We start from the raw sequence: 25,262 nt of genomic DNA, 5'->3' as shown, positions 1-25,262 counted from the left end.
CTCCAGGCGTTACAAGTTCTTGGAGAGATTTTATTTGTTTTGCGCCTGCTGCCGATTCTAACTAGCAACTTGAGTTACTACTCACTGCTGCCACCACCGCAATGCTCTCCCCTGGGCAAAGTGATTTGGCTTTCGATCTGCGGCTTGTTTCACCCGCTGGCGAGGTGATCTACACGCCGCGAATTTGGCTAGCGATTAGCGATCGGGTCACCGTATGAATCTGATTTTTGAAGATGAGATCATCACCCTGCAACTGGCAGAGCAGGGCATCCAGGGACCACCGGGCTTACCCGGATCAGCCGCCCCTCCCCAATCAGCCGAAGCGGATGAAGCGATCGCCCCTAATCAGGCGATTTATCTCAAAGCCAATGGGCACTGTGCCCTAGCCATAGCCAACGATCCAGCCAAATCACGGGTAGCCGGATTTGCCATTACCAGTGCTAATCCAGGATTCACCTGCGAATATCGCCCTGATGGGCTGATCGAAGGATTGAGCGGCTTGAATCCCGGCTCTATCTACTATCTTTCCAATTCCATCCCTGGGCAGATTACCCAGATTTCCCCTGCCACGGGCTATCTTGCCCCTATTGGGCAAGCGTTCACCAGTTCCAAGCTGAAATTCAAGTTTTACCCTGTCGTTCGTCTCTAAGGAGCCTTTATGCCTGCTTACAAGCCTCTCGTATTAGTTGATGGAGAACTCGCCCAATTGCAATCGGGTGACACATTGGATGTCACCGTTAGCGCTGCGGATGAGGCTACCCTCACCAATGGCTCTGGTAGCTCAGTACCCATCGGCACCCCGGTATACATTTCCGCCGCCTCTGCCTGCCAGCCATCTCGCGCCAATGCTTCAGGCACGGCAAAAGTAATCGGCTTAGTTGCGGCTACTTCCGTTGCCGCCGCCGCAACAGGTGCAATTCGCAAAGATGGCACCCTGGTAGGCACTACCGCTCAATGGGATGCCATCACTGGGCAGACTGGAGGATTAACCCCTGGCGCAACATACTTTTTGAGCGAAGCCACCGCAGGCAGGCTCACAACTACAGCCCCTACTACAGGATGGGTGCTGTCCATAGGAACTGCCCTCAGCACTACGGATTTTGAGATTCAAATTGGCGAGAGAGTACGTCTGTAGTATGGCTGCCAGAAAACCACTTATTTACAATGCAGGGCTGGAGATTCTCCAGCCCTCAGACGACCTCTGGGATACTATTCAGCTTTCCTACACCCTCGCCTCTGGTGCCGGCAGCGGCACCTCTACACAGGGCTGGAATACCTTCCCGCTGAACACAGAAAATTTAGACACGGGAGGACATTGCAGCCTCAGCAGCAATCGATTCACGCTAGCCGCAGGCACCTATGAATTTTTTGATGCAAGATTTCGGCGATTTTGCGTGAATGGCACTGCATTCGGACACTTGATCCGAGTGCGAAATATCACCGATTCTGCTGATGTATCGGGGCTGATTTGCCAAGGATGCTATGGATCTTTGGAAATGATTTTAGGCATTTCCGGAAAATTTACTTTGGCGGCTAGCAAGGCGCTGGAGATTCAAATATATGCGAATGCTCAAACTAGCTTTGCCTGGGGTGTTACAGGCAGCGTCGCAGGCTATAGCGAAATTTATGGCTCTTTTGGCTTATACAAATCGCCATGAGCCTAGACGATCGCTCCATCCGAGAATTGCGGCGACTCGCCAGCGCCAGGGGCATTGAGAAATATAGCCGCAAAAGCAAGGCAGAACTGATTGCCCTGCTGCAAGCATCCGAGCCAGCCACCCCAGCCGCTCCGGTCATCGTGGCTCGAATTACCATAGAGCTTTTTGAATCGCCCCAAGGGTGATCCCCCGCGATCCCCCGGCTCAAAAATCATTTTTACGCCCAATCCCTCACAAACCATCCCGCGTTCGTTCTAGGGCATCCTCGAAGGTCTATCAAAATATGGGTCGTTTCAAAAACAAAGTTGCAGATAAGCTCTGCTATTACGCAGAGCTTTATCCTGACCTTGATCTGGGTGTTTGGGGCACTGTGAATCAAGATCAGCCCCCATTATGTGTCTGTGGCAAGAGCCAGATTTTGTTGATTTGGTTTCCCAAAGGAATCAAAAGAATCTGCTTGGAATGCGATCGCGTTTTGTCTCCCATGGGAGACACTGCTACAGCGCAAAGAATTCCTCAGTGATTTCCTGTAGCTCCACAATCACTTGGGGCAATGCATTCCCCTGGGCATCGATCGGCAAAAACGGACGTGCCGGAATATTCCTTTTGGGTGCGCCGAAACAGTGAATCGCCCCTAAGCTGTAGGCTCCTACTTGCTGATTGGTGCCCACTACAGCGCCCGTAGGTGTGGCTTGGGCGGCAATGGTGGAATACAGCGTTCCCGTCTCTCTCAGGATTTGATTTTTCCGCTTTTTCTTTTGCTTCACCGTAGCTGGCTTCAGCGGTGCCCACTTCCCACCGTAGGGCGCACTCTGGCTTTTGAATGCCTTCACCGTCACCCCTTCCAGGTGATTCGCCCAAGATTTGTAGAGTACCTGGGAATTTTCCAGCTTAGAAAGCACCTGCTCAAGCGGTGCCAAATCACTACTAATTTTGATTTGTAGGTTGCTCATACCTACGCCATTGACTATAGGGACTCATCGACTTCAATGAATAGATAGTGAGCAGTGTGGCTGACTCTGGCAAGGATTCCACTGGATCATCGGCAATAAAGCAGGCGATTTCACCCGAATCCTGAAAGTGCCCTACCCGGTAAAGAATGCGCCCTTCTTCATCGGTAAAGATCGGAGTAATGTTTTCATCAAAATCAACTAGCTTATTCATGTTGGACTATTCTAACGCCAGTATTTTTCGCCCATTCCAAAACCTGCAATGACGGCTTAGTCCCTTGAGTAAAGTGGATTTCGTCAATATCCGTGATGTTAACTTGTCCGTGAATTTGGGCTTCTAAATAATTCCGCCGCGTCTCGGACACGAAGCTATCAATGTTTGTGGATTTACCCATTGTTCGGAGGTCGTCCTTAATTTTCGCCTGATAAATCGGATCGGCAAGTTTGCTTGTATCTAGCAAACTTGCACCATTAATTGATTGAGCCTTGCTAGGCAACCCGCCCTCAAACGAGTCATCCCCGGTTAAAGTCGCTCTCAGCTTTGCATCTGGCTTCAGCTTGATCGCAACCTTACCATAGGCGGAAACCGCTTGATTGTGTTGGGCTTTGAAGTCGGTATTTCCAAAATACCCGTAAATTGGGCGCTGCTTCGCATCAAAATTATCGCCATATCCAAACATCTCCGCTTCTCGTTTTCGCCTGTAGTCAGAGAAGTTTACCGAATCGTCATCGTCATCGTCATCCTCAAGCAAGTCGTCAAGCAAGTCGTCAAGCAAATCATCCGCAGGCTTGGCTTTCGCAGCCGCTTTCAACTCAGCAGAACTTTTAAATCGTCCACTTGCGATAATAGACTCAAGCGTGTCGGAAGATGGTACTCGTATTAACAAGTCAGACTCATCAACAATCCGCTGAATATTTTTTTCTGCCCGATCAACCAACTTCTCTCCTAATTCAGATACCATTTGGGCGCGGGTTTGAGATATTGCCTGATCCTGGACTGGACGAATATCTGTAAACTCCCCCGAAATTTCGGCTCCCTCAACTGGCAGTTTCCGGCGATTCTTTTGCTTTGCCGCCGCGATCGCCTGATCAATCCTGTCCAACTCAGCCCTCAACAGAGCCGCCACACTTCCAGGCATTCGGGCAATCATCCCCTCTAAAATTGTCCGTCTGTCGCCCCTCCCAGGAATCCGATCAAAGCCCTTATCAGGTCCAATGAGTGCCTGCCGTGTGTTGCCGCGCTCATCGGTGTAATCCACCAAATCACCCGCTTTCAGGTCACTCACCGCTAGCCCCTGGCGTTGCAGTTGCCCCTGGGTGAGGGAAATGGTGCGGCACATGCAGTTATGGACGATCGCCAACTCTGTGCAATAGGACTCGTCCTCTGGGATGGTCAAGTCATAGACCGTTCCGGTATAGTTTATTTGTTCTACACTTGCAACCTTAACTAAGACACAATGCCCCATAGCAAGATTGAGAAAACTATCTGCCGAATCGAAGAAACCGAAGGGTGTTCTGTCGAGGAAGCCCTCAAGATCCTCTACCTCGATCAAGGATTGGGAGTTGTTGAGTTGTGCCAACGGTGGAACTGCGGGAACCGCACTGTAATGAAGCTCCTGAAAAGACTTGGGATTAGCCGGAGCCGAAGTGAGGCTGTTGCTATGCAGTGGGTTCGCAATCCGCAACGCAGAGAAATTAGTAGGCGTGTAATGCAAAATCTCACTTCTGGGCAAAAGGGCATTAATCACCCTCGTTATGGCAAAACGAAGCTTTGCGATGACGGCACTAAACGAACATCCGAAAAGCTCAAAACTTCTAGCAGCTTCTTCAATCCCGCTATTCGCAAAAAAGCCCAAGAGAGTCGATTGCAAACGCTTAGGTCTGACCCCAGCAAGCATCTCAACGCTAAAGCCAAGCCTACGGCAAATGAACAGAAGCTGATCGAAACGATTGGGTCGTGGGGCTACGAGTATATCTTTAACGCCTACTTTTGCCCGTATTGGGTTGATATATTTTTGCCGGAAATCGGAGTCGGGATTGAGGCTATGGGACAGCAGCGCAGTCTTGATTGGGAGCGGCACCTCAAAATCAGTAGGCAAGGGGTATGTCTCGTTTACTTCAGCAACTACTGGATCAAGACGAGGAAGTTTTCTGATTTGCAGCAATACATCTGTAGCTTTGAGGTTGGCAGCTTTAACCCAGCCACGGACAGTCAAAAAACGGTGATTTGGGGTTACAGAAAGCTGCCGCCCTTGCTGAATGGTGATCCGAATCAGTTTTCCGTTGTAAAAACGCTGGTGACAGAAGGAAGCCGATTGGACGTGACCAGAGCCACCAATAACTAGATCCCCTGGCTTGACTGTCTCAATCCGCTGCCAGCCTGAGTCAGCCGCAATTCTTGTCCCCTCTGGAAAACAGTTGTAGCCATTGGGCGGGAAAAATGGGATAGATTCAGCCCGGAACACTTTGCCATCTAACGCCACATGAGAGGGGCGTGGACGGGCGGAATCGGAGTGAATCCACTGGAGATAGGGCTGAAGCTTCAGCACCTCTGGATCAAGCTGATAGGTGGCTCTGCCAGCGGCATAGCTTTGAGTCAGATTGGTTTGGTAAATGATATTGGCGCGCCATGCCTTATCGCCCGTGTGCGCCCATCCCTCACTGATTCGTTCAAACTCCTTTTGGAACTCCTCCGGTCGTTGCCCATTGGCAATGCCGCGCTCTACCGCACCCCGCAGGTCGCTTAGCATCGTGCCCTTTGCGCCCGCAATCATAAAGGCTGCATCATGCTCTGCATCCAACACGTCATCCCATTTATCCGTATCCAGGCTAATCTTGCCTGACAGATAGTCTGAGGCTTCGGTAAAGGGTAAATTGCGGTAGCGATCGTCTAGGGGCATGGGTTACGCAAGCTGATTCACGCTGATCCACATTTGTCCATCGGCAGCGCGAACCCGCCGTAAGGTGGGGATAACGATTTCCTCCAAATCCCGGTTGTGGGATCGCACGCAGCCATAGGTTTCAGTGAGTTGCTGCATCTGTTGCAAGGGAGGGGTTCTATCTGGGTCGCCGCCATGCCAGCAAATTCCCGCCCTGCCTACCTTTGCCTCCTGATTTTCTTGCTCTTCCATGTCAATGCACCATTTGCCGTAGCTAGCCCAGGTGTTCCATGGCTCATTCCCCTGGGTTTGGTACAAAGCACCTGCCAAGTAAAGTCCAGGTGGCGTGTCGCCTCCCCACACATCAAATCGAGGTCCATTGATGCCCTTGCAAATCGCCGGAATAATCCACTGCATCACGCCTTTGGCGCTATAGCATTTCGCCTCACCCAAAAACATTTTCTCAAAATCGTTGATGATGACATGCACGTCATTCGGCTGCATATCGGGTTTTTTCGTTGCCATTCCTGTTGTCGTCATTCGTCGTTCCCCACTTGTTGAGCCAACCCACACGCACCCGCCAACCCAGTCCCCGCCAATAAAATGGCAATCTCCTTCTTAGCTGCACTTTCTAGGCTGGGAACGATCGAAATAATCACACAGCCAAATACAGAGGTCAGGGCGATCGCCAGCGGGGTCAACGCCTGAATTTTTTGCCTATCCATCATTCGCCCTCCTGAGCTTCAAAAATTCCAGCCAACTTACTCGCAAACATCGCCTCAGCCATAATCTGCGTCAGTGCATCCCCATCCAAATCGGGATACAGCCCATCCAACTTCTCCCGAAACTCCACCAAATCAGTACTCTCAGCCAGCGCTGAGCGTAGCCGAAGCGTCATCTTTTCAAACTCCGGCTGCGCCCGTTCCCGCAACTGAGCCACAAACCGATCCACCGTCGCTAAGCGCTGCGCCTCAGCAAAACCGAGCACCCCCCGCTCACTCAAATCCACCGTCATATCCCCCTCTCCCACAGGAGAGGGGTTAGGGGTGAGGGTCTGTCCCTGAGCGTTAGCCGAAGGGTCCTCCGCAATCAACAACTGCAACTGATCCTCCGGCAACTGCGGGAAAGCCAGCCGCAAAATCGCGCTCCGCTTCTCCGGGCTGTAGCCACTGCTCTGCGCCAAAATCTTTAGTAGCGATTCCATCTGGCTACCACTCAGCACCGCCGCTTGCTCCGCATCCTCCTCAGGCGGCACAAAACCATTGCCGTAGGTTTCCTGGATATACTGCGGATTGGGCGTAAAGCCAATCTTGGTAATAATTTCATCCCGTTGTGCCTGGGGTAGCAAATCCGGCTCATCCTCAATCCTGCGCCACACTTTCGGGTATGCCACACCGGGATAATTCCAATCGCAAAGCCAGCGTACAGGTCCGTTATTGAAGGAGCCGCAAATCAAATCAGCGTCGGTCTTAATCACCTCTTGCTTCACGCCCTCATGCACCTGTGCCTGAGAGCGGCTGCTACCGTTATCCGTCGTCATGGTCTGTGAGAGGATCACTTTGGCGATCGCCGCATCCATCTTGTCGTGCAGCGTCGCATAATCCGCCGTGCCGCTCCTAGATGCCTCAATAAGCTCAATTACAATCCCTTCCGGCGTGATGATGCCCGAATCTTCCCCAATCGCCTCTAGAGCCTGCAACAGCCGTTTCTTCTCCTCATCCGTGGCACCGGGTTGATACTTGCCATGCCGCGTCGGTTGAGCGAAATTTTGCAGGAATTTCAGCCAAGATTTGATCCCATTCCGCTTGAAAAACACCAGCCAATAGAGCCAATGCCCCAAGCCCAAGCCATACGGTTCATCATCGTTATCGGCTCCGGTGCAAAAATGCCAAAATTTTGCAGGTGGCAAATCCTCACCATCCGCCTTCTCTTTCGTAATCAGCTTCGGCAATTGATCCGCACTGCCAAACTTAAACCGCCGTGCCTTTCGCACCTTAATCGCTGCCAGGTCTACCCCCTTTTCCCCCGGTTGCCACAGGCATTCAGCCACGCCGTAGCCATAGAAAACGCCAAACAGCATCTTCTCAGTCACGCTATCCCAGTTAATTCGTTCCAGAGTTGCCCGGATGAAATCCGCCGCTTCCGCCGCCTGGGGTGTATCATCACCGGGCATCACTTCCCATTCCCGCGAGATTACCGCCGTCCGCCGTTGCTGAAAGCAGCTTTGCACCTGGTCATCCCTGAGAATATCTTCGTAAACTTCGTAGTTCAGATCCTTGGATTTGAGTACCTTATCCTGCGGCTCCAACAGCAGCCCAATCGACTCCCGCGTAATATCGCGCCCCTCCCCGATCGTGGCGATTTCGGGGAAGCTCGGCTTAGCAGGAGGCGTGGAAGAAGAGAGCATAAAAAATCCCAGGCTACAGCGCTAGTCTGCAATCTGGGATTGATTTCTGATAGCTGAATCGATTCAGCGGTGCCTATCGCAAGCCAGAGCGCACCCGGTTAATCAGCAACCGCTTATCCGCTTGTGCCAAATCGGGCGAATTGCGAATCCTCACCATCACCTCTTCCGCTTTCTCCACCTGCTTTAGCACTGAGTCTAGCGGCTGCCTCACGATTGGAGTCGTCGGCATGAAACGCAGAGGTTGCTCAATCTGGGGTTGATGCTTGCCCTCCATCCAGTCCTTGATCCATTCGTTGGTTGCAATCGCAAAGCCAACATCCAGCCATCGGGCAAGCTCTAATGCCGCTTGATAATGTCCATAGGTAGCTTGCTCAAAGTTCTTGGATTTGCCCTTCCGAGACTCAATGAGAGTGATACGGCTCGGAAGCGCTTCACTGTTGATTGTGGCTGAGAGAGCTTCTAAAAATGACTGTGTTGACTTCAGTCGCACCCAATCGTTTACTTTCTTCCCATAGGTTTTGCACATCGCCGTCAGGTTAAAGTATCCATCCGATTCCCGCTGGGGAATTGCCACCCCATTAAACTCGCGCACAATCATCTCACTCATGGGTTGTTCCTCCTGTTTTGTTCAAGTCAATTTGAAAATGCTCAATCCGATCTCGCACATTCGCCAAATACTCAGCCAACAGTGCCGCCATATCCTCATCACCCCATTTGCCTTTTGGGTCTTGCATCACATCCCACGGAACTGGACTCAGGCTTTTTGTATCCAATCATTGGATATAATGTCCTTAACGAGTTTTTCGTGTAGAGAAGCGCTTTAGTTGTTCAGACCGGGCGCTTTCTTTACGCCTTGATTGTATCCCTACACTTGACATTTCGTCTAGTAGCAAGAGACAATTTACCTGTAAGTGTTTACAGTGGTTCAATAAGGGGGTTGTTCATGTCTGCAAATGTGGAAATAGAGCGGGTTACTCGAATAACCGTCCCTGGCATTGGAAAGATGATCAAGGATGCGAGATTGCGAAACCCGCGATCGGTAAATGAGATTGCCAAAGCTGCGGGAATGACCCGTGCAAACTGGTACAGAATCGAAAATGAAGAAAATGATGTTTTGCCAGAAGCGACTCTACGAAGAATCGAAGAAGTCTTGAACATTGATTTGGGGGTGCAATTCGATTGACGAGGCTGTAACACGCAGTACATTTGACCTTGTGCCAATACAAACTCTTCATTTCCCTCGCTGTAGTTTATCCAGCCTTCATGAAGTTCCGATAGATTTACTACCGCTGTACTACTCAAAATCCACACCGAAGCTTCACACTTACCCCCTTGACCTGCAAAGCAATCCGTAGAACCCCTGATATTTTGAGGCATCCATAGACCCTTTTCTATCGCAGCCGCTCCAAAAGCCTCAAAAAACTGTCACGATTACGCTGTAGTACGCCATTTCAGCCCGAAAACCCCTTGTCAATCTTGTATCTTTGATGTATGGCACGAGATGCCTAAGCCTTGCAGGTTCGCGATACCGCCAGAAATCGCCCAAAGCGGAACCCCGCCGCATGTACGGGGAACGTTCACTCGCTTCAAGGATTTTAGACAATGCAAGACCTACTGACCGCCGCCGCAACTGGCGTTGAGATTTTCACTGCTCTATATGTCGTTTTCAATTTCGTGCCCTACGCCTGGAAGCGCTCCGGTGAGAAGGCAGAGAAGCAGCCCCCCGCTACCGCCCCAACTCCCGAATCGCCCATCCTGGATTGGGAAGCCAAACTGGAGGCAGAGTTGGCTCTAGAGCCGGAGTTGGAGCCTGAACCACTCGAAATTCGTCCCCGCCGTCGTCGCACCGCTGCCCTCGCCATCACCCCTAGCGCCCTCCGGGTAGAGGAGGTGCCTGCCCTACCGGGCACCATCCGAGAGCTACGCAAGCTCTGCACCCAGCGGGGCATCAAGGGCGCAGGGCGATTCAGCAAAGCGCAGTGCCTCGCCGCCCTGGAATAATCGCCCATTGAAAAGTGTCTCCCACGGGAGACACTTTTCGATTCAAATAAATCCCTTCATGCTACTGCTGCGATCGCCCCCAAACCCCACTAGGGAAGGGCGAGGTTGCCCCAAAGTTTCAAACTCGATCGGCACCGTTTCTAGGGTGCTGGCATACCAAAACAATAACCCCGCGATCGCCCCGTCTCCGTGGCGTTGCTTGCCATCCCTGCCCTTCGTTCGTCGTTCGGCAGGGATTTTTGGTGTGCCTTGAATGAGTTCAACCAGTCCGTGATCATCCAGCAAATCGCCATCCGCAGGCAGCATAAATTTGCCATCCTGCATTCCCGCCCGATACCGGGGAAAGTTTTCGAGATAGAAGCTATCCGTTGCCATCACCGCCTCTACCCGGCTGCCATAGCGCTGCATTGCCACTTCCGCTAGATATTGCCCATTCCCCCTGGCATCCATCGCCCCTGCGGTAAATCTGGGCAGGCGATCGCAGCAATAAAACAAAATCTGCTCTTGCTGACGAAACGGCACATTCCGCAGTTCCAAAGCGAAATTCACACAGCGAGTCAGGTTGGGCTGTTGTTGCCCAAAAAACCAGGCGGATAAATCCGCAGACCGGGCAAAGTCGGAGCCATAAAAGCTGCGTAAACCCGGATCAAACACTGCCAGCACAGGCGCTACATATTCCTCTAGCCACGCCTGGGTTTTCTGCCAGCGCTGATCCTCCGATTCCAGCGCAAACGCATCCGGGCACGAGTAGCGAATCACAGGTAAATCCACCTTCATGCAGCTTTCCACCAGCACCCGGCTAAAGTATTTGCCCCCACCTTTTTTGGGGATACAGAGCAACTCCTCATCCGCATCCTCCCCAAATTCTTCCAAAGTCTGTCGAAGGAATTCTTGTTGAGCTTGCTGGCTCCATTGCCGTCCTTCTATCAGGCAAATTCGCTTAAAAAAGCCTTGTTCTATGGCATCCAGAAACGTAGTAAAAGAGCGGCGATAGGGCAACTTGCCCGCAATCACCTGTTGCTCCAATTCGTAGTAATCATTATCCACACCGTTGTAGGTGGTGATCAGGCGAATCCGTCCACCCCAAATCCGTAAGGCTCTCGCTGCCTTCAGCATCCCCGGCAAATCATCATGAAATGCCGCCTCATCCAACACAACATCCCCCTGGCGGCTCCGCAAATTGCGCGGCTTACTGCTCAATGCCTCAATCTTTTTGCCACTGTTGAAATGCAGCCGAAAAACCTGAATCGCCTTATCCTCATCCCCTTCCCGCCAAACTTCCTCATCCTCTTCAATCTCAGAAGCTGCCAAATCATAAAGTTTTGCCCAGTCGCTCGCATCCTGGATATAGCCCCTGGTCATTTCCTTCTCATAGCCAATGTAGAAGGTGTTTCGCCCCCGCTCCTGAGAGCCAACCAACGCCGCACCGCTGGCATCCGCCCAACTCAAACCAATCCGCCTCGATTTGGTATGCAAATCAAAAAAGCTGACTGGCTCCGGCTCCACAATATTGCTCACCCACTGCTGCTGATAGGGCAATAGCAACACAGGCACCTCAGCAGGGCTATAACCCTCTAGCGAAATACCCTCAGTCATTACCTTCTATGAATGGTTCTTTCCATTCCTCCTTCAATCCCTCAGAAGTAATTGGCTGAAGAATCCACAGTAACGCTTGAAACCATTCCAATGGCGTTAGCTCATGCCCTTCCATTGCTTCTAGCAAATCTCTAGAAGCCTTGTTTAACAAGGCTCTTCTAGCTAATTCGTGATCTGAAACAGAAATGCGATCGTGATTCATCCCGCTATCCCCAAGAATTTTGCTCTAATTTGCGCCGCTGTTTCTTCGCTGATGCCCTGAGCTTTCAGGATTTCAGCCGTTTCGCTAGCAGCAGTTTCAGCCTTAGCCCTCACCCCTTCTTGATACTTCCGCTCACCAATATTCGCCCTGGTGATATCCGCAACGGCTCTACCGATCGCGCTCAATTCCCGGCTACCAATCTGATTCTCTCCGCACTCCAACAGCAGCGTGAATAGCCGATCCTGAACTAATCGGATGGTTGCCTGAGAAATCTTCTCTTGATCCTCCGGAAACGCCTCCATCACATACACAGCCGCCTCATGGCTCTGCTTCACGCTCTCAATAATCTCTTGAAGCTTTTGACCGTGACGATGCAGCGTAGAGCGCTTAAACTCCACCTCAAAGCCCTGCTCTGCCAAATATCCATTCACCTTATCCGTAAGCTCTGAGTAATTGGCAAATCGCCCCTCTCTGAGGATTTTATCAATCCCCGCCTGAGCCTCCGGCGGAAGCCTGCTATAGCTAGATTTCAGCATATTCTTTTTCTTCTCTTATCCCCTCTCCCAGTGGGAGAGGGCTAGGGTGAGGGTCTTGAGGGCCTACCAATACTTTTTCGCGGGTCGGGCAATGCTCGGAGGGCAGTCTGCATTAAATTCCACCAAATCAATCAGCTTAGCCGTCCGAATCGCCCACAGCTTGCCCGTCAAGGGCAGCGACTCTACTTTGCAGTAGCCAAGCTCCTGCAAATAAAGAATTAAATCCCGAACTTCCACCTCGGAAAATTGCCATTTCATTCCCTGAGCAATGCTGGTCAAGGCTGCTTCCGAAGCGCCCAACTCCTTCCAGTTGTAAAGCGCAAGGCAAAACACCCAGCGCGCCTCTTCCTTAATTAAATTATTCGCTTCAGTACTCATTTCCGTTCCATCAACAACGTCATCATCTGGTCCAAGCGGCGATGCACCGCATCCATTTTTGCCTCAGTCAGCGTTTGGTGCCTGATGTAGTCCTCACGGCTCACCAACTGCTGAGAGATGCTCAGCTTAAAATCTGAAAGCGCCTGTACAGCCCCATCTTGCCGCCCTTCCAAAATCCCAAGCTGCGTATATAAATCTGCAAATCGATTCGCCAGCCGCTTCGCTTCCCGGTCAATCAGCCACTTTCCCATAGCGATCGCGCTACTGACAATAATCGTCGTTGCCCCAAAAAAAACCATCTCAAACGTTACGGTTACTTGCCCCTGTTGAGGTGGGGGTGCAGCCAAAACAATAGGAGCGCTAGTCGAGTAATTCATGGGCAGATTTTAACCTTTGCCCCAATTCTCAACCAGCGCTCCCAAAACCCTAAAGCTGAATCGATTCAGGCGTTACAGCAACTCTAGCTGTTGAGAATCGCCTGAACGCTGGCGATCGCCCCGTGCCAAAATCCGCCAAACCATCCGCTCAGTCAGTTTAAATTCTTCGGCGATTTCCCGGATTTTCGCCTGTTGCCGCCGCGCCACAATCTTCTTATCTCGCTCTGCTCTACCCAGCTTATCGCCCTTAATCAGATAGAGCGTATCGCCGCCAAAGTGAAAGGCAAACTTCACCGCCAATTCCTCTCCGAGTACCTGATACAGCAAATGGTGAGGAGGAATAGACTTCGGCACATACAGCGCATAGCCACCGCACAACCCCACCAGTGCAAACGCCGCCTGCAACCCAATCACATCCGCCACTTCCCGAAAAGTCTGCGGCATTTTATTCAGTAGCGTCTCTCCCTCCATCGGCTTCCCCCCTGTCAATCTTGCTCAATTGCGCCGCCAATGCAATCACCATCTCAGCCGGTAGCCAGTGCAGCGTCGGGTATGGCGGTGGCATGGGTGGCTTTTGCCCTGTCTCCCGATACCGAGCCAAGTATGCCCGTCCTGCCCGATCCACCCAGGCTTGCACCCGATCGCTTTCATAAGTCAGCCCCAATCGCTCTAAGTGAATGTGAATTTGGGCTAGGGCATCACTCAAATCCTGTAAGGGGCTTTCAATCAAATTTCGATTTTCCATAATCAGCAAAATGCCTGAAAATTGGGGTGCGAGGGCACTGTGTCAGCAGCCCCTCGCATGTCGTCCTGTTGTTGGCAGTAGTAGCTTTAGTTTCTTTGGGAGCTTTAGTTCTTTTGGTGGTAGCAGGGCACTAAGTAGCAAAAATCGGGATTGGATTGATGACCGTTGACTATCCCGATTTTTGCCTCACACTCAGCGGCTCTTACAGATATGGGCGCAGGTTGGCATCATTGCCGCCCAGACTTAACTACCCATGGGGGAGAGGTGAACCCTGGCACATCAATCCCTCTGCCTCCGAGCCTTCCAATCGCGGTCTTTCCCGCTCCGTCAGCCTTCTTAGGGCATCCTCATAATCCACCTCCCATTCATAAATCCGATTAGAAAAGGGGGCACTACACGCTTCTATCCCGGTAGCAGCCTTCCCCCAAGCTCCACCCCTCCTGTCCCCTCTCCATTTGGGAGAGGGCTAGGGTGAGGGTCTTTCCTCGCAATCATCGCTTTCAAAGCCTCAATCACCTGGCTAGCCTGCTTCGGCTTCAGCCACTCCACCCGCTTCACCTTCGTTTGTGCCATCACAAATGCTTGAAGACCTTGCTCCCAGCGATTCTGCACCGCCCCACATTGGTAAGCCTCAATCCACAGCGCCCGAATCTTCATTGCCTGATCCTTATCCGGCTGATTCCTCGTCTGGGGGCTAAGCTTGCCCCCCTTGCTTTCCAGCCGAAAGCCCAATCGCTTAAATTCCTCCAGCACCAATAGCAACTCGCCATCATCACAATCTGCCGCGCTCCGATGCTTGGTTTCCCGCTCAATCAAATCCCGATAGCTCTCATCCCCAAATCCCAACTGCTTCTTCGCAATGTGGATCAGCGCCAAAAGCCTTACCCGTTCCTCTTTAGGCAGAGTTTTCATTTCAAGTTTTCCTCCCAAGGTATTGACAAGCAGGGCACAAATCGCGGGAATCAGAAAAACTCTTCCGCCCCTTGCCCCTGATGCAGACTCTTATAGAAGCGACTTGCTTGGCACAATTGCGGCAAACCGAGCGATCGCACGTTTTTGTTCCAATCCAGCCATCGCATAAAAGCGTCGCTTGCTTGCCGCAAAACTCGCATGGGGTAGCCGTCATACCTCCCCCACCAGCACCCAATCAAAGATCCGTGCCTCCAAAAATCCCGCCACCCCCTTCACCTGTTCCTCACTCGCAAAATCGCTAAAGGAAGCCCGAATCACGTAATAGGTTTCCAGCACAAACTCCACCTCATACGGGTTAGCTTGCACCTTCACCACTTGCTCCTGAGCCTCCAGCTTCAGCCAGACCCCCTCGGGCAAAATCGGAGTGCCCATCAACTGCCCACTCTGCAAGCGATTCAAATACACATGCAGGTTCACCGCAGAATCCTTCTTCAGAGACATCTGAGCCACACACCCATCCGTATCCACACACGCCACATCCAGCCACATCTGAGATAGGCGTTTCCAGCGCTCCCCGCTTTTCCAGCGCCAATCAAACACCTGCACATAAATCTCGCTGCCCTTCTCCTCACTGCCCAAAGAGAATTTGCCCGTGCTGCCATCAAAGCTATAGCTACGCGGTGCCCCATCCCAAAATGGATAAGACAGCGCCTGTCCCTTAGCCCACTCCGGTACAGTAATTTGCATTTGCTCAGTCATTGGTCTGTCTCCTTAAGAAATTAGTTGCGAAATGAACCCTAAACTTTCAAAGTGATGGCAGAAGCCATCCTCGTTTTCCCCGAAATACAGCAGCACACTCGGAAACCGCGCCGCGTCCGTGCTGGGCGGAAACGTCAGCCGTCCCCGAATCGAGCAAATTAGCGGCAAATAAGGCATCATCAGTCCCCACCATTTCGTATCTGTGTAGGCAGGCACCAGGGCGATCGCCTCCGTCGTCTCCCCACACTCAAAATTCGTCACCAAATGATTCGCCCATGCCAGCAATTGACCACTGTTGTAAGGCGGATTCATGAATACCTTCCCGCGCCACACAAATTGCAGCCCGTCATCCTCCTTCGTAAAATGCTCCCTGGCTGGGATGTTCGGCACCAACTTGCTATTGCTGCATGGGTCAAGGTCAATCTCACCCAGGCAACTCACCACCCGCTTCACAATCTCAGGCGGCGTGTAATGCTCATCATGGGAATTCGGGTTATCCAGCCGCCCACACTTTTCAGGCGATTCCTGAATCTTGCGAAGATACTGCACCTCCACATCCACAGGCATCCGAGGGCTAGAATCCAAGCGCACTAAAGCCTCACCCCGATCAGGAAAAATTTGCTCAATCGTGCCAACCCTCCCCCGTGAACTGGGATCAGGGTAGTACTCGCCAATCTCAACCCGTTCCCCCACCGCGTACTGAAAATCCGCCCGAAACGAAGCCTCCACCTCAGCAGAAGCCGCTTCCACCCGGTCTTTCCAGTCCCCCTCTCCTGCGGGAGAGGGGCTAGGGGTGAGGGGAAAAGTGTCTCCCATGGGAGACAAAATCACTTCCGCAATAGCCTCCCCCACAACCGCCCCCGTAATCCGCTGTTCCGGCTCCAACCCCTCTAGAACCTTCTGCCACACCTGCTTTTGCAGATCCGGCTCCAGTCCCGTTAGCGATCGAATCGCCCGTTCCGAATTCGGCAACTTGTCACCCATTGGCAAGCAAACCGTATCAATCACCTCCACCGAATTAATCAGCCTCGCAGCATGGGCACGCCCCATCCCCCACCAATCCTGGCAATAGTCCTCAAAACGGCTGTAATCCTCGCGATAAAGCCGCTCCTCTCGCATGATTCGCAGTGCCTTCCCCACCCGATAAAAGGTTTCCAGCCCCCGCTCAATCTCCACCTCACATTCCTTTCGCCGCATTCGCTCCGTAGTCGTCAGCGGCTCAACCACCTCAGTCGCTTGCACCTCAATAATTTCAGCCATTAGTAATGCTCCTCATCCGCCCAAAAATTCACATCAGATTCACGCTCCGCAGGGTTTCCGGCAAGCTGATCTGCCACCCAACAGCGAAGCTCTTCTACCGCCCTCTCAGGGCTTTCCTTCACCCCCAATTCCACGGATACTTCAATCCGTTCCTTAGTGCTTCCCCGGCTAGCCGAGTAGGTCAAAGTCTTTACCCGCATATCACGTCCTCCTATCACTCAACAAACTCAACAACTTCCGACACGCCCTCAGCAGCGGTGCTTTTACCTGTGACTGCCGCTCAAACTTCCACGCATCCAGCAAACAGGCAAAATAATCCGCCCCCTTAGCCGTGCCCTCACACACCTCCCACAAAACCTCAATCCACTCCCGCGCCTGGGCGTTAGGGCGCATTTCATCCAATTGCCGCGCCAAGATTTGCATATACTGCCGATCCAGCACTCGCTTTACTTCCGGCGTATCCAGCACCCTCATGCCGCTGCCCTCACCATCCACTCACTTTCCACTGCCATCACCGTGAATCGCTCCGCACCCAACAGCAGCACAGGCGCTTCTTCCTCCCCCACCATCCGCAACGGCTGAATCTCATAGGTCCAGCCGTTCTCCTCAAATTCCCAATCAAAGCTCATCCCCATCACCACCCCATACCCAGCAGGGTAGCTATCCCCCCGCAAAAACCACACCAACGTTCCCGGTTTCGCCACCTGTTCCGGCAGCCGCCCCAAATCCCGCCAAATCTCCTCAGCCCATTCCTTCTGCGCCTTCGTGATCACCGGTGCCTTCGTCATTAATTGCTTCAGCATGGTCAACTCCTTAAATTTCCAACTGTGTTTACTTCCTGTCCCCTCTCCTGTGGGAGAGGGCTAGGGAGAGGGTCTTATTTAAAATTCGGCTTGTCTTCCCGCAACGGCGAATAGCCCGGTCGTCTATCCGGCAAACTCTCACCCCGCTGCAATCGCCATCTGTCACACCATCCCAAACCCGACTCCCGCACTGCCTTTTGCAGCATCCCGTGATCCCGCCGCACCAACAAAAATTGCAGCTTTGCCTCCATTGCAAGGCAGGTCGGGTTAAATCGTGGATCTTTCAAATCCTTCGCAAATTGCCGCAATTCCGCCAATTCCTCAGCACTCAGGCTGTAATCTCGCTCAATCTTTTCAATTGCTTCAAGCCCCATGAGAATCACCCCCACAATCCAAATTGCGAGTCGCTTGCGAGTGCATCATCTGGCGTTGCCGCGTGTGCAACAGCGCAATTTGCCGCTCCATTTCTTGGATTTCACCCCGCAAATGGGCAATCAGCGCATTCCCCACCAACACATCCTGAAAATTTAGCAATGCCTGATCCATCGCTATCTCAGGCGACATCCTCAAATAATCCGCATAGACCTTAAAAACCATCTGAAACTGCAATGGCAATACACTCACATCCAGTTTTCTTTGCTCTGGCTTTGGTTCCGGCATATATCCAGTCGTCATATTCAATCTCCTTCTCGTGTTTACTTCCTGTCTTCCTCTCCTGTGGGAGAGGGCTAGGGTGAGGGTCTATTCCGCTCCTGCACCGCCCCATTCCGCCTCACCACTGGGCACAAATCGCCCGAATTCCTCACCAGCCAATACCGCTTGTAATCCGCCCTGCCATTGCCACACTCCACCCCCAAATACCCCGCCCCTGCCAGCGAATTCAAGAAGCGTCGCGCTCCCTCAATCGTGATGCCAGCCTGCTCACTCAGGCTCTTAGCCGTATGGCTTCCCCCCGCCCTCAGCAAATCCCAGCTTTTCTGTCTGCCAGAATCAGGAGCCGCGATCTCCTGGGCTAAATGCGTTTCGCCAGTATTCGGGTCATAGGTTCCGCTGCCGTTTTTCGCAGGGATGGGAGGTAGCGCCCCACTGTTGCGAATTAGCCGATATTGATTCAATCGCCCTGGCTCCCCATTCGCCCTCTGGCATAGCCGCAAATAGCCAGCCTTAAGCAATTGAGAGCAATATTTGTAGCTATTTGCAAAGCTTTGTTCCGTCGCATCCATCAAGTCCTCCGTAGTAAATACCGTCAAAAATCGCATTGCCAACCACAGCGCCTCCCGTCCGGCTGGCTGTTCTGCCCTACTCTGGGTTGTCGCTCCAATGGGTCTTGCCATCACTCAGCTCGCCTGAAAAAATAATTCGTCATCGCCATACTGGGCACTCGATATACTCTGTGTCCGCAGCAGTTTCGCCTTTCTGCCAATCTTCACCATTGCTCTGCGAATCAGCCGAAAATTCCCCCGGCTTTGGAGCAACAGCTTTTCTAGCAAGTCGTCCTCCACCTCCACATCGCAGCAGGTCTGGGCGATCGCCCGAATATCCTGCCAATCCGCAGGCAAAAATTCACACCACTGCGTAATCCGGCTGCTGATTTGCGGATAGCGCTTAATCCGCCGATCTATGCCCTGTGCCCCTGGCAGCGTCGTCATCCCCACCAAAATCACAGGCACCCCCGCGCTGTCGTGTACAGCCCGTAAAGTTTCCAGGCATCGGGAATCGTTGAACAGAAAATCCGCCTCGTCTACAAAGATGGGGCGCTGATTCTCCCCCACTAGGCGAATTACTTCTTCCAATCCCTCCGCGTTCGTACCGCGAAAGTCTTGCCCCAACTCATTCAGCAGCTTTCGCACTACGGCTTTTTGAGTCCATCCCGGCATTGCTCTGAGAAAAATGCCGTTTGCCCGAATCAAAACGTTGCAGCTACAGAGGGTTTTACCCAATCCCGGTGCCCCATACACCAGGCAAAAGCTATCATCCTGCTCTCGCTTATCCGAGAGTTTGGAATAAGCATCATTCAGCTTCGAGTAGTTTTTTGTTTGTGCTATCTTGGTCACAGTTGCAATCCTCAAATCGTTTAATACCGTGGCATTGCGCCTAAACCGCCGCTTCCTTCGGCGGTGGATATGAAGCCCTGTGATCATCCAGGGCTTTTTGCTTGTCTGCGTCCTCCGCATCGGAGACCAGCAATTCCATCAAAGGAGTCAGCACAAAGTTGTCTGCTTGCCACTGGCGTAATTCCTTGGCAATCTCCCAAATCGCCTTGTTATTCCGCTCCCAGCGCTGGGCAAACTCCTCATTTAGCATCCAAATCTCATCCGTATAGCGTTGGGCATTGGGCAGCGAGTACATATCCGCCCAAAAGCCCTGCCACGGGCGATCAATCGCATAGGCGCGGCGTTCTACCTGCTTCGGCTTCTTCTTCCACGCCCCTGCCTCGTCTACAATCCGCTGCCCTTCCTCCGAAAGCTCATACTTCCTAAATTGGGTGACGTTCGGCTGATCCAAAGCCCGAATCGCCTGCCCCATCTCAGAATGCATCTCATCCACGGCAATCTCGATCGCCGTCACATCCGCATTCCCGCTGCTGTCGAAAAATTTCTCAGGATTCTTGGCGATCGCCTGATCTTTCCTCTTCGCCGCCCTCCGAGCAATGCTAGGCAGTTCATTCACCGCCTTCTGAATCACCTTGCTCTTAGCCGCAATCTCCGCAATCTGCTCAGAAGTCAGGCTCGTATCCCACTGCGCCTCACAAATCAGCCGCGTAGCGCTCTCATCCAGCACCAACACCCGCTCCGGCTTCGTCGCATCGTGCAGCACCGTCACCCGTTCCCCAATCACATCCGCTAAATTCGCCTCTATATATAGTCGGTTGTTCAATTTGATGCCCTGGCGCGAAACCGTGCAGGTCTTACGCGGCAACGCCAAAATCTCTAGTTCCCGCTGGCTCTCAGCCAACCGCACCTGTTTCCAATCCACATGCCGATAGCTGGCAAGCTTCTCAATCGGCGAAAAGCCCAAACTGCTGTGCTGGCGGTTCTCATATTCCTTAATCCAGCAATCCGCCCACCGCTGGAAGTCCTCAGCACTCATCGCCAGTTCTAAAATTTTGTCCTCGCCCTTCAGTTCCCGCAAAGACGATCGCTCCGCCACACTGCTACCCACATACCCCGGCAGCACAGGCAGCAAGTCATGATTAAACGTGCCAAAAAAGCGCTCCACATGGGGCTTTTCCCACGGGCAAAACGGCGTACAGTGTTCAATCTCAATGCCTAAAGATGTGCAAAAGTCTTTCACCCTACGGCTGGCATAGTCCTTCCCGTTATCCAGCTTCAACCCATCCGGCTTACCCCACTCTTTCAGGCACCGAATCAACAGCAATAGGATTGCTTCACTCTTAGAAGTCGGAGCCACCAACACCCGCGCCCGTCGTGTCGCCACATCCACACACGCCACAATCGCATGTCTCTTTGCTCCCTGTCCCGTTCCCTGAGCGATAGCCGACGTTCCCTGAGCGATAGCCGACGTTCCCTGAGCGATAGCCGAAGGGAACAGCGCAACATCTGTAGCCGAGCTATCCAACTCCCACAACTGATTCGGCACCAAATCTAAGCTCTTCCGCCCAAAGGCTACCCGCGTCCGGTTCTTCGCCGCCTTCGGGTCAGTCAGTTCATACCACTTCGCAGGCTTACTCTCCTTCATCCAGTCCATATACCGTCTAAGCTGATCCACCGTCAAAGCCTGGATTAATGGCTCATCCGAATAGCTCTTCAGCACCCTCAGCACCCGCTTAGGGCTAGCCACACTCCCCTGGTGAGCGATCGCCCCATCCACCTCAGCCATCACCCCAGCATTGCTCTTAATAAAGTTGGTCTTCCCACCCCGATAATTTCCCGCCAACGCCTGCGTATCGCCCGTCTTCAGCGCCTTGCACCAGTTCTGAAGCGTCGAATAGCTCACACTCCTCACCACTTCCCTCACCCACCCCGGAATCGCCAATTCACCCGCGTTATAGCGCCGCGCAAACTCGCTATAGCACCCCAAAATATTTGTCTTCCCCCCAGGCTCAATGTCTCCCATGGGAGACATTTTTCTAGGACATTCCCTGTCCAACATCCGCTTAATCTCCAGCTTTGCCGAAAGCCGCTGTTCAGATTTGTTCCGAAACGTCGGATTCTCATCGTCATAATGCGGAATCACGGGCACTGGCGTTACTTGCGGCAATGGCTCCGGTTGGGGGAAGCGATCGGGGTAGCCCTCCCTCAGTGCTTCAGTAATCTCCGTAGGTAGAAGCGTGATCGGATACTCAAGTCCCTTACCTTTTGAGCGTTTGCGCCCACCTTCCCATTTTTCAGATTTAATCCGAACAACACGGTCAGAAATTCCAAGCGCAGTAGCTATTTCAGCGATTGAAAAATAAGGATTCATGGATTAATGCCCTCTTCCGATTCGATCCGATTCTGAGATCCGATTCCTTCCGATTCCCTTAAAACGCCGCACAAGATCCGATTCTTAAACCTTTTTTTGTAGCCACTAATAAGATCCGATTCTCTTAATTGCTTCTGAGTCAAAGCGTCCATTCCTTCAACAGGAAATAGCTTTTTGCTTGTCCCAGCCAAAAACCTTTGCCCCTGCCATGTCTTACGCCGATTCTGCATATTTCTTACAGAGATTCCCACCACATCGGCAACCTCTGAAACCGTTAGCCACAAATCTTCCGACTGATAATCACCGCCTGCATCGTCCAACCTTTTGTAGTCTGGTGATTGACTCAAAAGCGCTGCGATTTCACGCAATTTCCGGGCAACAGATCGAGCAGGCATATCCTCTATCTGCACAAACAGCGTTATCTTCCCTTCGGAGTCCTTAGAAATTTCAATTTTTTCAGCCATGACGCTAACCTCATCCGACTTTCTAGACTGTTGTCTATTAAGACAATATAACTAAGACTAAACTAACTTGTCTTAGATGACAACTCTTTTTTTAATTGCACTCCTTGCATCAACTCTGGTAGCGGCATACCTAAATTTTTAGCTGCACGCGCCAAAGTTCGCTCCGTAGGCGAAATTCGTCCTCGGAAATATTTGCACCAGCGAAAGCGGTCTATACCGGAAGCTTGGGCAATTTGCCCCAAACTCTCTCCCATAAATTCTTCTAGAGTCATTGTCTAGTCCGACAACAAAGGCTAAAATTGATAGTAACCCACTTTGGAAATGTTGCAATATGCAATTGCTTAAAGAGACAACACTTTCTACTCTAGATCCTGTGGAACCCTTCACAGGACTCGAAATGGACCCTCGCGACGCACTCGACGAAACGCTTAAACTGTTCGGCATCAAAGCCACAACCCTTGCTGAGGCGAGTGGAATCAACCCCCAGATGATTTCTAAATATCGAAATAAGCATCAAGATATGCAGTCGATTAATTTGCTCAGCATCGTTGCATCCCTGCCTAGAACTGCTCGATTCCACTTCTATTCACTGATAGAGCCAGAAATTGAAGAAAGCACCTCCATAACCCCAGTAGCAAAAGAACGCGCTGGGGAATATAAGCATCAGCCATCAGCCGTACCTCCTTCTCCCTACACCTCTTATCTCTGGCAATGGCTTTCTCTCAATCAAATCAGCCCCAGCGAATTGCAAACCCGTCTCGCATCACACGGAATCAATCCCAATGCAGTACAGGAAGTCTTAGCTGGCAGAAGTCCCACCGCCGAAGAGCGCTTGCAATTCAATCAGGTTCTATCAGAAGCGGGTCAAGCCGATGAATGATTCTTTGCTGTCAAAATTAGATTTTCAATTGCAGCAATGTGGAAATTTCATAATTGAGTGTTTCAATTTCGATATTGCCGTTGAGTTATGGGGCAGAAGGGAAGAGCTAGAAGCCTATCTACGCCATTTTCCGCAAGTTAAACTCGTTACAATTCAAGTCTGCGGCAAAACCGAATATCCAGTACTAAAAATCAAAAAAAGGGTTCCTACAATGCAGCCATTCCAAGAAATTATCGATACCATCACCCCCGTAGCCATTGGGCTTAAAGCCTCAATCTTCGTCATCCACTACGATGGCACCTACCTCGAATACCTAGATGCAGGGCACCCCGGCAAAACCGTCGTTCCCTACGATCAAATGATTGGCAATAAAGCAATGGAGCTACTCCCAGAGCCAATGCGCTCAATCGTCATCGCCAATCATGACCAGGCAGTAGCAACCGGAAAACCCCAAAGCTACCTCTACAACAGCCCCACAAGAGGCATCCCCTTCCGCTCGATCGCCATCCCCTACCCCGAAAAGCAATTCGTAGCCCTTCTCGTCTTCCCCGAACAAACCCTAGTTCCCGCCTAATCCTTCCTGAATATGCAATTCCGCCTAGTATGCGTTAGAGGGTGCCTCAATCGGGGCACCCTTAACCTATTGAATTCAATCACCTTTATGAACCCCAAAAATCCGCCCAAAGCCAGCCCCATAGTCACCTTTGGGATCTTTTTCGCCCTTGCTTTTCTGGTACTCGTCATTTACACATCCATCTTCCCTTCCAAGCCTCAGCCCGACTCCAGCGGGGCTAGCTCATCACCTCCTACCGCTCCTACTGGCTCTACGGCTCCCACTGGCACTGTCACCACCAAAGACGGCTACATTGCCGCCGCCACAGAAGCCGATTTAGATAAAGCCATAGGCTTCAGCGCAGCAGGCGATAAAGCCGCCTGGAATCAGTTCCTCGCAGAAGGCAAAATCATTCTTCTCAAACCCGGTATCCCCGTCACAGTCGAGCAATGCCTCGGTTTCGCCTGCTCCAAAGTAAAGCTCCGAGCCGTAGGCAAAACAACCGAGTTCTACACCATCAGCGAAGCCCTCGAAAAATAAACTACCTCACATCTGAGGTAGTTTCACCCCTCAAAGCAAAGCCCCCTCGGTCATCCCAGGGGGCTTTGCTTTAGCTTTATAGTATATTTGTGCTAGTCGCGGCTCCACCAAGCCCACTAGCTCTGTGTCCAAAATCGTTAAACCAAGGAGACCCAGCATGTCTATTATCATCCATCAAGTCAACAGCGCCAGCATTCAGCAACGTCCCCAAGATGGCTATATCAACCTCAATCAAATGGCTAAAGCCGCTGGCAAACGGGTCGATAATTGGCTCAAAACAAAAGAAACCAAGGATTTGATTGCAGAGTTTGAAGCTCAGCAATCTAAACTACCTCTAATTGGAGGTAGTTTAGATTCAGCTTTACTCACAGTCGAAGGAAAAGGTGGTGGCACCTGGGCGCATCCCTTCATCTCAATCCAGTTTGCCCAATGGTGCAGCCCTGCCTTTGCGCTGCAAGTGAGCCGCTGGGTGTTCGATTGGGCAAACGCCAGCAAACAGCCAGTCACCCCCGATCCTCAAACCACAACCAAAGTTGAAGCCATGATCTGGCAAGAAGATGTCTATCGCAGCTTGAGGCATCTAGAAGACGCTCACGGCTTGCTAAAAGCCCTTGATTTGTTCTCAGGAAACGACCAAGAAACGCGCTACAGAAGCACTTACAACGCAATCAGCCTCAACCTGCAATTCATCAAACACCATCTCACCAAGCTCGGCAACGAATATGAACACATCATCACCGACCACACGCGGCATTAGGTTTTAGATCTTAAACCTAATGCCGATCTAAAACCTAATGCCACACCAACTTTCCTTCGCCCACTTTTTCACCAATTTGATCGCAAACCTAACGCCGCGCCCATTTTTCCTACTTCCCCGTCCCCATCCCCCGTATTCCCCACCCCACCCGTCATCCCGCCTCAGCCCTCTTCATCCCAT

The 25,262-nt window shown here is 51.8% G+C and carries 40 protein-coding genes; 11 read left to right on the top strand and 29 right to left on the bottom strand.

The window, feature by feature from the left end; translation table 11 throughout:
- The first annotated feature begins 214 nt into the window (after positions 1-214).
- The 5 genes from AB3R30_RS18930 (at position 215) to AB3R30_RS18910 (ending at position 2,181) form a co-directional block, all read left to right on the top strand.
- Complete coding sequence (locus AB3R30_RS18930; protein ID WP_458650773.1) at positions 215-649, top strand: hypothetical protein; 435 nt, start codon at positions 215-217, stop codon at positions 647-649.
- Between the two features lie 9 nt (positions 650-658).
- Entirely contained in the window at positions 659-1,135 is a 477-nt protein-coding gene (locus AB3R30_RS18925; protein ID WP_458650772.1) for a hypothetical protein, read from the top strand.
- A gap of 1 nt (position 1,136) precedes the next feature.
- Positions 1,137-1,658 (top strand): hypothetical protein, encoded by a 522-nt coding sequence (locus AB3R30_RS18920; protein ID WP_458650771.1) that lies wholly within the window; start codon positions 1,137-1,139, stop codon positions 1,656-1,658.
- The gene (locus AB3R30_RS18915) at positions 1,655-1,843 is read left to right on the top strand and encodes a Rho termination factor N-terminal domain-containing protein (protein ID WP_458650770.1); all 189 of its coding nucleotides are present in this window, start codon (positions 1,655-1,657) and stop codon (positions 1,841-1,843) included. The genes AB3R30_RS18920 and AB3R30_RS18915 overlap by 4 nt, the downstream gene beginning before the upstream one ends.
- Positions 1,844-1,941: 98 nt before the next feature.
- Positions 1,942-2,181 (top strand): hypothetical protein, encoded by a 240-nt coding sequence (locus AB3R30_RS18910; protein WP_458650769.1) that lies wholly within the window; start codon positions 1,942-1,944, stop codon positions 2,179-2,181.
- Here AB3R30_RS18910 and AB3R30_RS18905 read toward each other — a convergent pair.
- The 8 genes from AB3R30_RS18905 to AB3R30_RS18870 form a co-directional block, all read right to left on the bottom strand.
- Positions 2,156-2,611, bottom strand: coding sequence for a phage virion morphogenesis protein (locus AB3R30_RS18905; RefSeq protein WP_458650768.1), 456 nt, complete (start codon positions 2,609-2,611; stop codon positions 2,156-2,158). The genes AB3R30_RS18910 and AB3R30_RS18905 overlap by 26 nt on opposite strands.
- Complete coding sequence (locus AB3R30_RS18900; protein ID WP_458650767.1) at positions 2,586-2,822, bottom strand: hypothetical protein; 237 nt, start codon at positions 2,820-2,822, stop codon at positions 2,586-2,588. The genes AB3R30_RS18905 and AB3R30_RS18900 overlap by 26 nt, the downstream gene beginning before the upstream one ends.
- Positions 2,815-5,508, bottom strand: a complete 2,694-nt coding sequence (locus AB3R30_RS18895; RefSeq protein WP_458650766.1) for a phage minor head protein — start codon at positions 5,506-5,508, stop codon at positions 2,815-2,817. Before AB3R30_RS18895 ends, AB3R30_RS18900 begins: the two co-directional genes overlap by 8 nt.
- Positions 5,509-5,511: 3 nt before the next feature.
- Positions 5,512-6,027, bottom strand: coding sequence for a hypothetical protein (locus tag AB3R30_RS18890; RefSeq protein WP_458650765.1), 516 nt, complete (start codon positions 6,025-6,027; stop codon positions 5,512-5,514).
- Positions 6,024-6,215: a hypothetical protein gene (locus AB3R30_RS18885; protein WP_458650764.1), complete on the bottom strand. Its 192-nt coding sequence runs from the start codon at positions 6,213-6,215 to the stop codon at positions 6,024-6,026. Before AB3R30_RS18885 ends, AB3R30_RS18890 begins: the two co-directional genes overlap by 4 nt.
- Complete coding sequence (locus AB3R30_RS18880) at positions 6,212-7,894, bottom strand: DUF935 domain-containing protein (protein ID WP_458650763.1); 1,683 nt, start codon at positions 7,892-7,894, stop codon at positions 6,212-6,214. Before AB3R30_RS18880 ends, AB3R30_RS18885 begins: the two co-directional genes overlap by 4 nt.
- 73 nt (positions 7,895-7,967) lie before the next feature.
- The gene (locus AB3R30_RS18875) at positions 7,968-8,501 is read right to left on the bottom strand and encodes a KilA-N domain-containing protein (protein WP_458650762.1); all 534 of its coding nucleotides are present in this window, start codon (positions 8,499-8,501) and stop codon (positions 7,968-7,970) included.
- Positions 8,494-8,667: a hypothetical protein gene (locus AB3R30_RS18870; protein ID WP_458650761.1), complete on the bottom strand. Its 174-nt coding sequence runs from the start codon at positions 8,665-8,667 to the stop codon at positions 8,494-8,496. Before AB3R30_RS18870 ends, AB3R30_RS18875 begins: the two co-directional genes overlap by 8 nt.
- 170 nt (positions 8,668-8,837) lie before the next feature.
- Between AB3R30_RS18870 and AB3R30_RS18865 the strand changes: the two genes are divergently transcribed.
- A complete protein-coding gene (locus AB3R30_RS18865; RefSeq protein WP_458650760.1) occupies positions 8,838-9,077 on the top strand; it encodes a helix-turn-helix domain-containing protein in 240 nt (79 codons plus the stop codon).
- Positions 9,078-9,496: 419 nt separating this feature from the next.
- The gene (locus AB3R30_RS18860; RefSeq protein WP_458650759.1) at positions 9,497-9,895 is read left to right on the top strand and encodes a hypothetical protein; all 399 of its coding nucleotides are present in this window, start codon (positions 9,497-9,499) and stop codon (positions 9,893-9,895) included.
- A gap of 42 nt (positions 9,896-9,937) precedes the next feature.
- Here AB3R30_RS18860 and AB3R30_RS18855 read toward each other — a convergent pair whose 3' ends face one another.
- From AB3R30_RS18855 to AB3R30_RS18755, 21 genes are all read right to left on the bottom strand, one after another.
- Positions 9,938-11,491 carry a hypothetical protein gene (locus AB3R30_RS18855; RefSeq protein WP_458650758.1) on the bottom strand — a complete coding sequence of 518 codons (1,554 nt, stop codon included), beginning with the start codon at positions 11,489-11,491 and terminating at the stop codon, positions 9,938-9,940.
- Positions 11,484-11,693, bottom strand: a complete 210-nt coding sequence (locus tag AB3R30_RS18850) for a hypothetical protein (protein ID WP_458650757.1) — start codon at positions 11,691-11,693, stop codon at positions 11,484-11,486. The genes AB3R30_RS18855 and AB3R30_RS18850 overlap by 8 nt, the downstream gene beginning before the upstream one ends.
- Positions 11,690-12,229, bottom strand: coding sequence for a DUF3486 family protein (locus AB3R30_RS18845; RefSeq protein ID WP_458650756.1), 540 nt, complete (start codon positions 12,227-12,229; stop codon positions 11,690-11,692). The genes AB3R30_RS18850 and AB3R30_RS18845 overlap by 4 nt, the downstream gene beginning before the upstream one ends.
- Positions 12,230-12,292: 63 nt before the next feature.
- Positions 12,293-12,607: a hypothetical protein gene (locus AB3R30_RS18840; RefSeq protein WP_458650755.1), complete on the bottom strand. Its 315-nt coding sequence runs from the start codon at positions 12,605-12,607 to the stop codon at positions 12,293-12,295.
- Positions 12,604-12,984, bottom strand: coding sequence for a hypothetical protein (locus AB3R30_RS18835; RefSeq protein WP_458650754.1), 381 nt, complete (start codon positions 12,982-12,984; stop codon positions 12,604-12,606). Before AB3R30_RS18835 ends, AB3R30_RS18840 begins: the two co-directional genes overlap by 4 nt.
- A 72-nt stretch (positions 12,985-13,056) precedes the next feature.
- Positions 13,057-13,428 carry a Mor transcription activator family protein gene (locus tag AB3R30_RS18830; RefSeq protein WP_458650753.1) on the bottom strand — a complete coding sequence of 124 codons (372 nt, stop codon included), beginning with the start codon at positions 13,426-13,428 and terminating at the stop codon, positions 13,057-13,059.
- A 1-nt stretch (position 13,429) separates the two neighbouring features.
- Entirely contained in the window at positions 13,430-13,729 is a 300-nt protein-coding gene (locus AB3R30_RS18825; protein ID WP_458650752.1) for a hypothetical protein, read from the bottom strand.
- A 402-nt stretch (positions 13,730-14,131) separates the two neighbouring features.
- Positions 14,132-14,641, bottom strand: a complete 510-nt coding sequence (locus AB3R30_RS18820) for a gp16 family protein (RefSeq protein ID WP_458650751.1) — start codon at positions 14,639-14,641, stop codon at positions 14,132-14,134.
- A gap of 50 nt (positions 14,642-14,691) precedes the next feature.
- Positions 14,692-14,841, bottom strand: a complete 150-nt coding sequence (locus tag AB3R30_RS18815; protein ID WP_458650750.1) for a hypothetical protein — start codon at positions 14,839-14,841, stop codon at positions 14,692-14,694.
- Between the two features lie 10 nt (positions 14,842-14,851).
- A complete protein-coding gene (locus AB3R30_RS18810) occupies positions 14,852-15,400 on the bottom strand; it encodes a hypothetical protein (protein WP_458650749.1) in 549 nt (182 codons plus the stop codon).
- Positions 15,401-15,412: 12 nt separating this feature from the next.
- Entirely contained in the window at positions 15,413-16,660 is a 1,248-nt protein-coding gene (locus AB3R30_RS18805; RefSeq protein ID WP_458650748.1) for a DNA N-6-adenine-methyltransferase, read from the bottom strand.
- Positions 16,660-16,860: a hypothetical protein gene (locus AB3R30_RS18800; protein ID WP_458650747.1), complete on the bottom strand. Its 201-nt coding sequence runs from the start codon at positions 16,858-16,860 to the stop codon at positions 16,660-16,662. Before AB3R30_RS18800 ends, AB3R30_RS18805 begins: the two co-directional genes overlap by 1 nt.
- A 1-nt stretch (position 16,861) precedes the next feature.
- Positions 16,862-17,155, bottom strand: a complete 294-nt coding sequence (locus AB3R30_RS18795; protein WP_458650746.1) for a hypothetical protein — start codon at positions 17,153-17,155, stop codon at positions 16,862-16,864.
- Complete coding sequence (locus tag AB3R30_RS18790) at positions 17,131-17,463, bottom strand: hypothetical protein (protein ID WP_458650745.1); 333 nt, start codon at positions 17,461-17,463, stop codon at positions 17,131-17,133. Before AB3R30_RS18790 ends, AB3R30_RS18795 begins: the two co-directional genes overlap by 25 nt.
- Before the next feature lie 74 nt (positions 17,464-17,537).
- A complete protein-coding gene (locus AB3R30_RS18785) occupies positions 17,538-17,837 on the bottom strand; it encodes a hypothetical protein (protein WP_458650744.1) in 300 nt (99 codons plus the stop codon).
- Positions 17,827-18,138 carry a hypothetical protein gene (locus AB3R30_RS18780; protein ID WP_458650743.1) on the bottom strand — a complete coding sequence of 104 codons (312 nt, stop codon included), beginning with the start codon at positions 18,136-18,138 and terminating at the stop codon, positions 17,827-17,829. The genes AB3R30_RS18785 and AB3R30_RS18780 overlap by 11 nt, the downstream gene beginning before the upstream one ends.
- A gap of 53 nt (positions 18,139-18,191) precedes the next feature.
- Positions 18,192-18,797, bottom strand: a complete 606-nt coding sequence (locus AB3R30_RS18775; RefSeq protein ID WP_458650742.1) for a hypothetical protein — start codon at positions 18,795-18,797, stop codon at positions 18,192-18,194.
- A 3-nt stretch (positions 18,798-18,800) separates the two neighbouring features.
- Positions 18,801-19,517, bottom strand: a complete 717-nt coding sequence (locus AB3R30_RS18770) for an AAA family ATPase (RefSeq protein WP_458650741.1) — start codon at positions 19,515-19,517, stop codon at positions 18,801-18,803.
- A gap of 40 nt (positions 19,518-19,557) precedes the next feature.
- Positions 19,558-21,888: a transposase gene (locus AB3R30_RS18765; RefSeq protein WP_458650740.1), complete on the bottom strand. Its 2,331-nt coding sequence runs from the start codon at positions 21,886-21,888 to the stop codon at positions 19,558-19,560.
- Positions 21,885-22,352 carry a hypothetical protein gene (locus AB3R30_RS18760; protein WP_458650739.1) on the bottom strand — a complete coding sequence of 156 codons (468 nt, stop codon included), beginning with the start codon at positions 22,350-22,352 and terminating at the stop codon, positions 21,885-21,887. The genes AB3R30_RS18765 and AB3R30_RS18760 overlap by 4 nt, the downstream gene beginning before the upstream one ends.
- 62 nt (positions 22,353-22,414) lie before the next feature.
- Positions 22,415-22,624, bottom strand: coding sequence for a hypothetical protein (locus AB3R30_RS18755; RefSeq protein ID WP_458650738.1), 210 nt, complete (start codon positions 22,622-22,624; stop codon positions 22,415-22,417).
- 125 nt (positions 22,625-22,749) lie between these two features.
- Here AB3R30_RS18755 and AB3R30_RS18750 point away from each other — a divergent pair, with 125 nt between their 5' ends.
- From AB3R30_RS18750 to AB3R30_RS18735, 4 genes are all read left to right on the top strand, one after another.
- Positions 22,750-23,232, top strand: a complete 483-nt coding sequence (locus AB3R30_RS18750; RefSeq protein WP_458650737.1) for a hypothetical protein — start codon at positions 22,750-22,752, stop codon at positions 23,230-23,232.
- Positions 23,225-23,806, top strand: a complete 582-nt coding sequence (locus tag AB3R30_RS18745; protein WP_458650736.1) for a hypothetical protein — start codon at positions 23,225-23,227, stop codon at positions 23,804-23,806. The genes AB3R30_RS18750 and AB3R30_RS18745 overlap by 8 nt, the downstream gene beginning before the upstream one ends.
- A gap of 87 nt (positions 23,807-23,893) precedes the next feature.
- A complete protein-coding gene (locus tag AB3R30_RS18740) occupies positions 23,894-24,325 on the top strand; it encodes a hypothetical protein (RefSeq protein WP_458650735.1) in 432 nt (143 codons plus the stop codon).
- Positions 24,326-24,482: 157 nt separating this feature from the next.
- Positions 24,483-25,082, top strand: a complete 600-nt coding sequence (locus AB3R30_RS18735) for a KilA-N domain-containing protein (protein ID WP_458650734.1) — start codon at positions 24,483-24,485, stop codon at positions 25,080-25,082.
- Positions 25,083-25,262: the final 180 nt, after the last annotated feature.

The organism is Sivoneniella epilithica UHCC 1019, from assembly GCF_040830845.1.
GTDB lineage: Bacteria > Cyanobacteriota > Cyanobacteriia > Leptolyngbyales > Leptolyngbyaceae > ULC077BIN1.
Note: the sequence above shows the minus strand (reverse complement) of the source record. Positions and strands in the feature narration are given on the sequence as shown.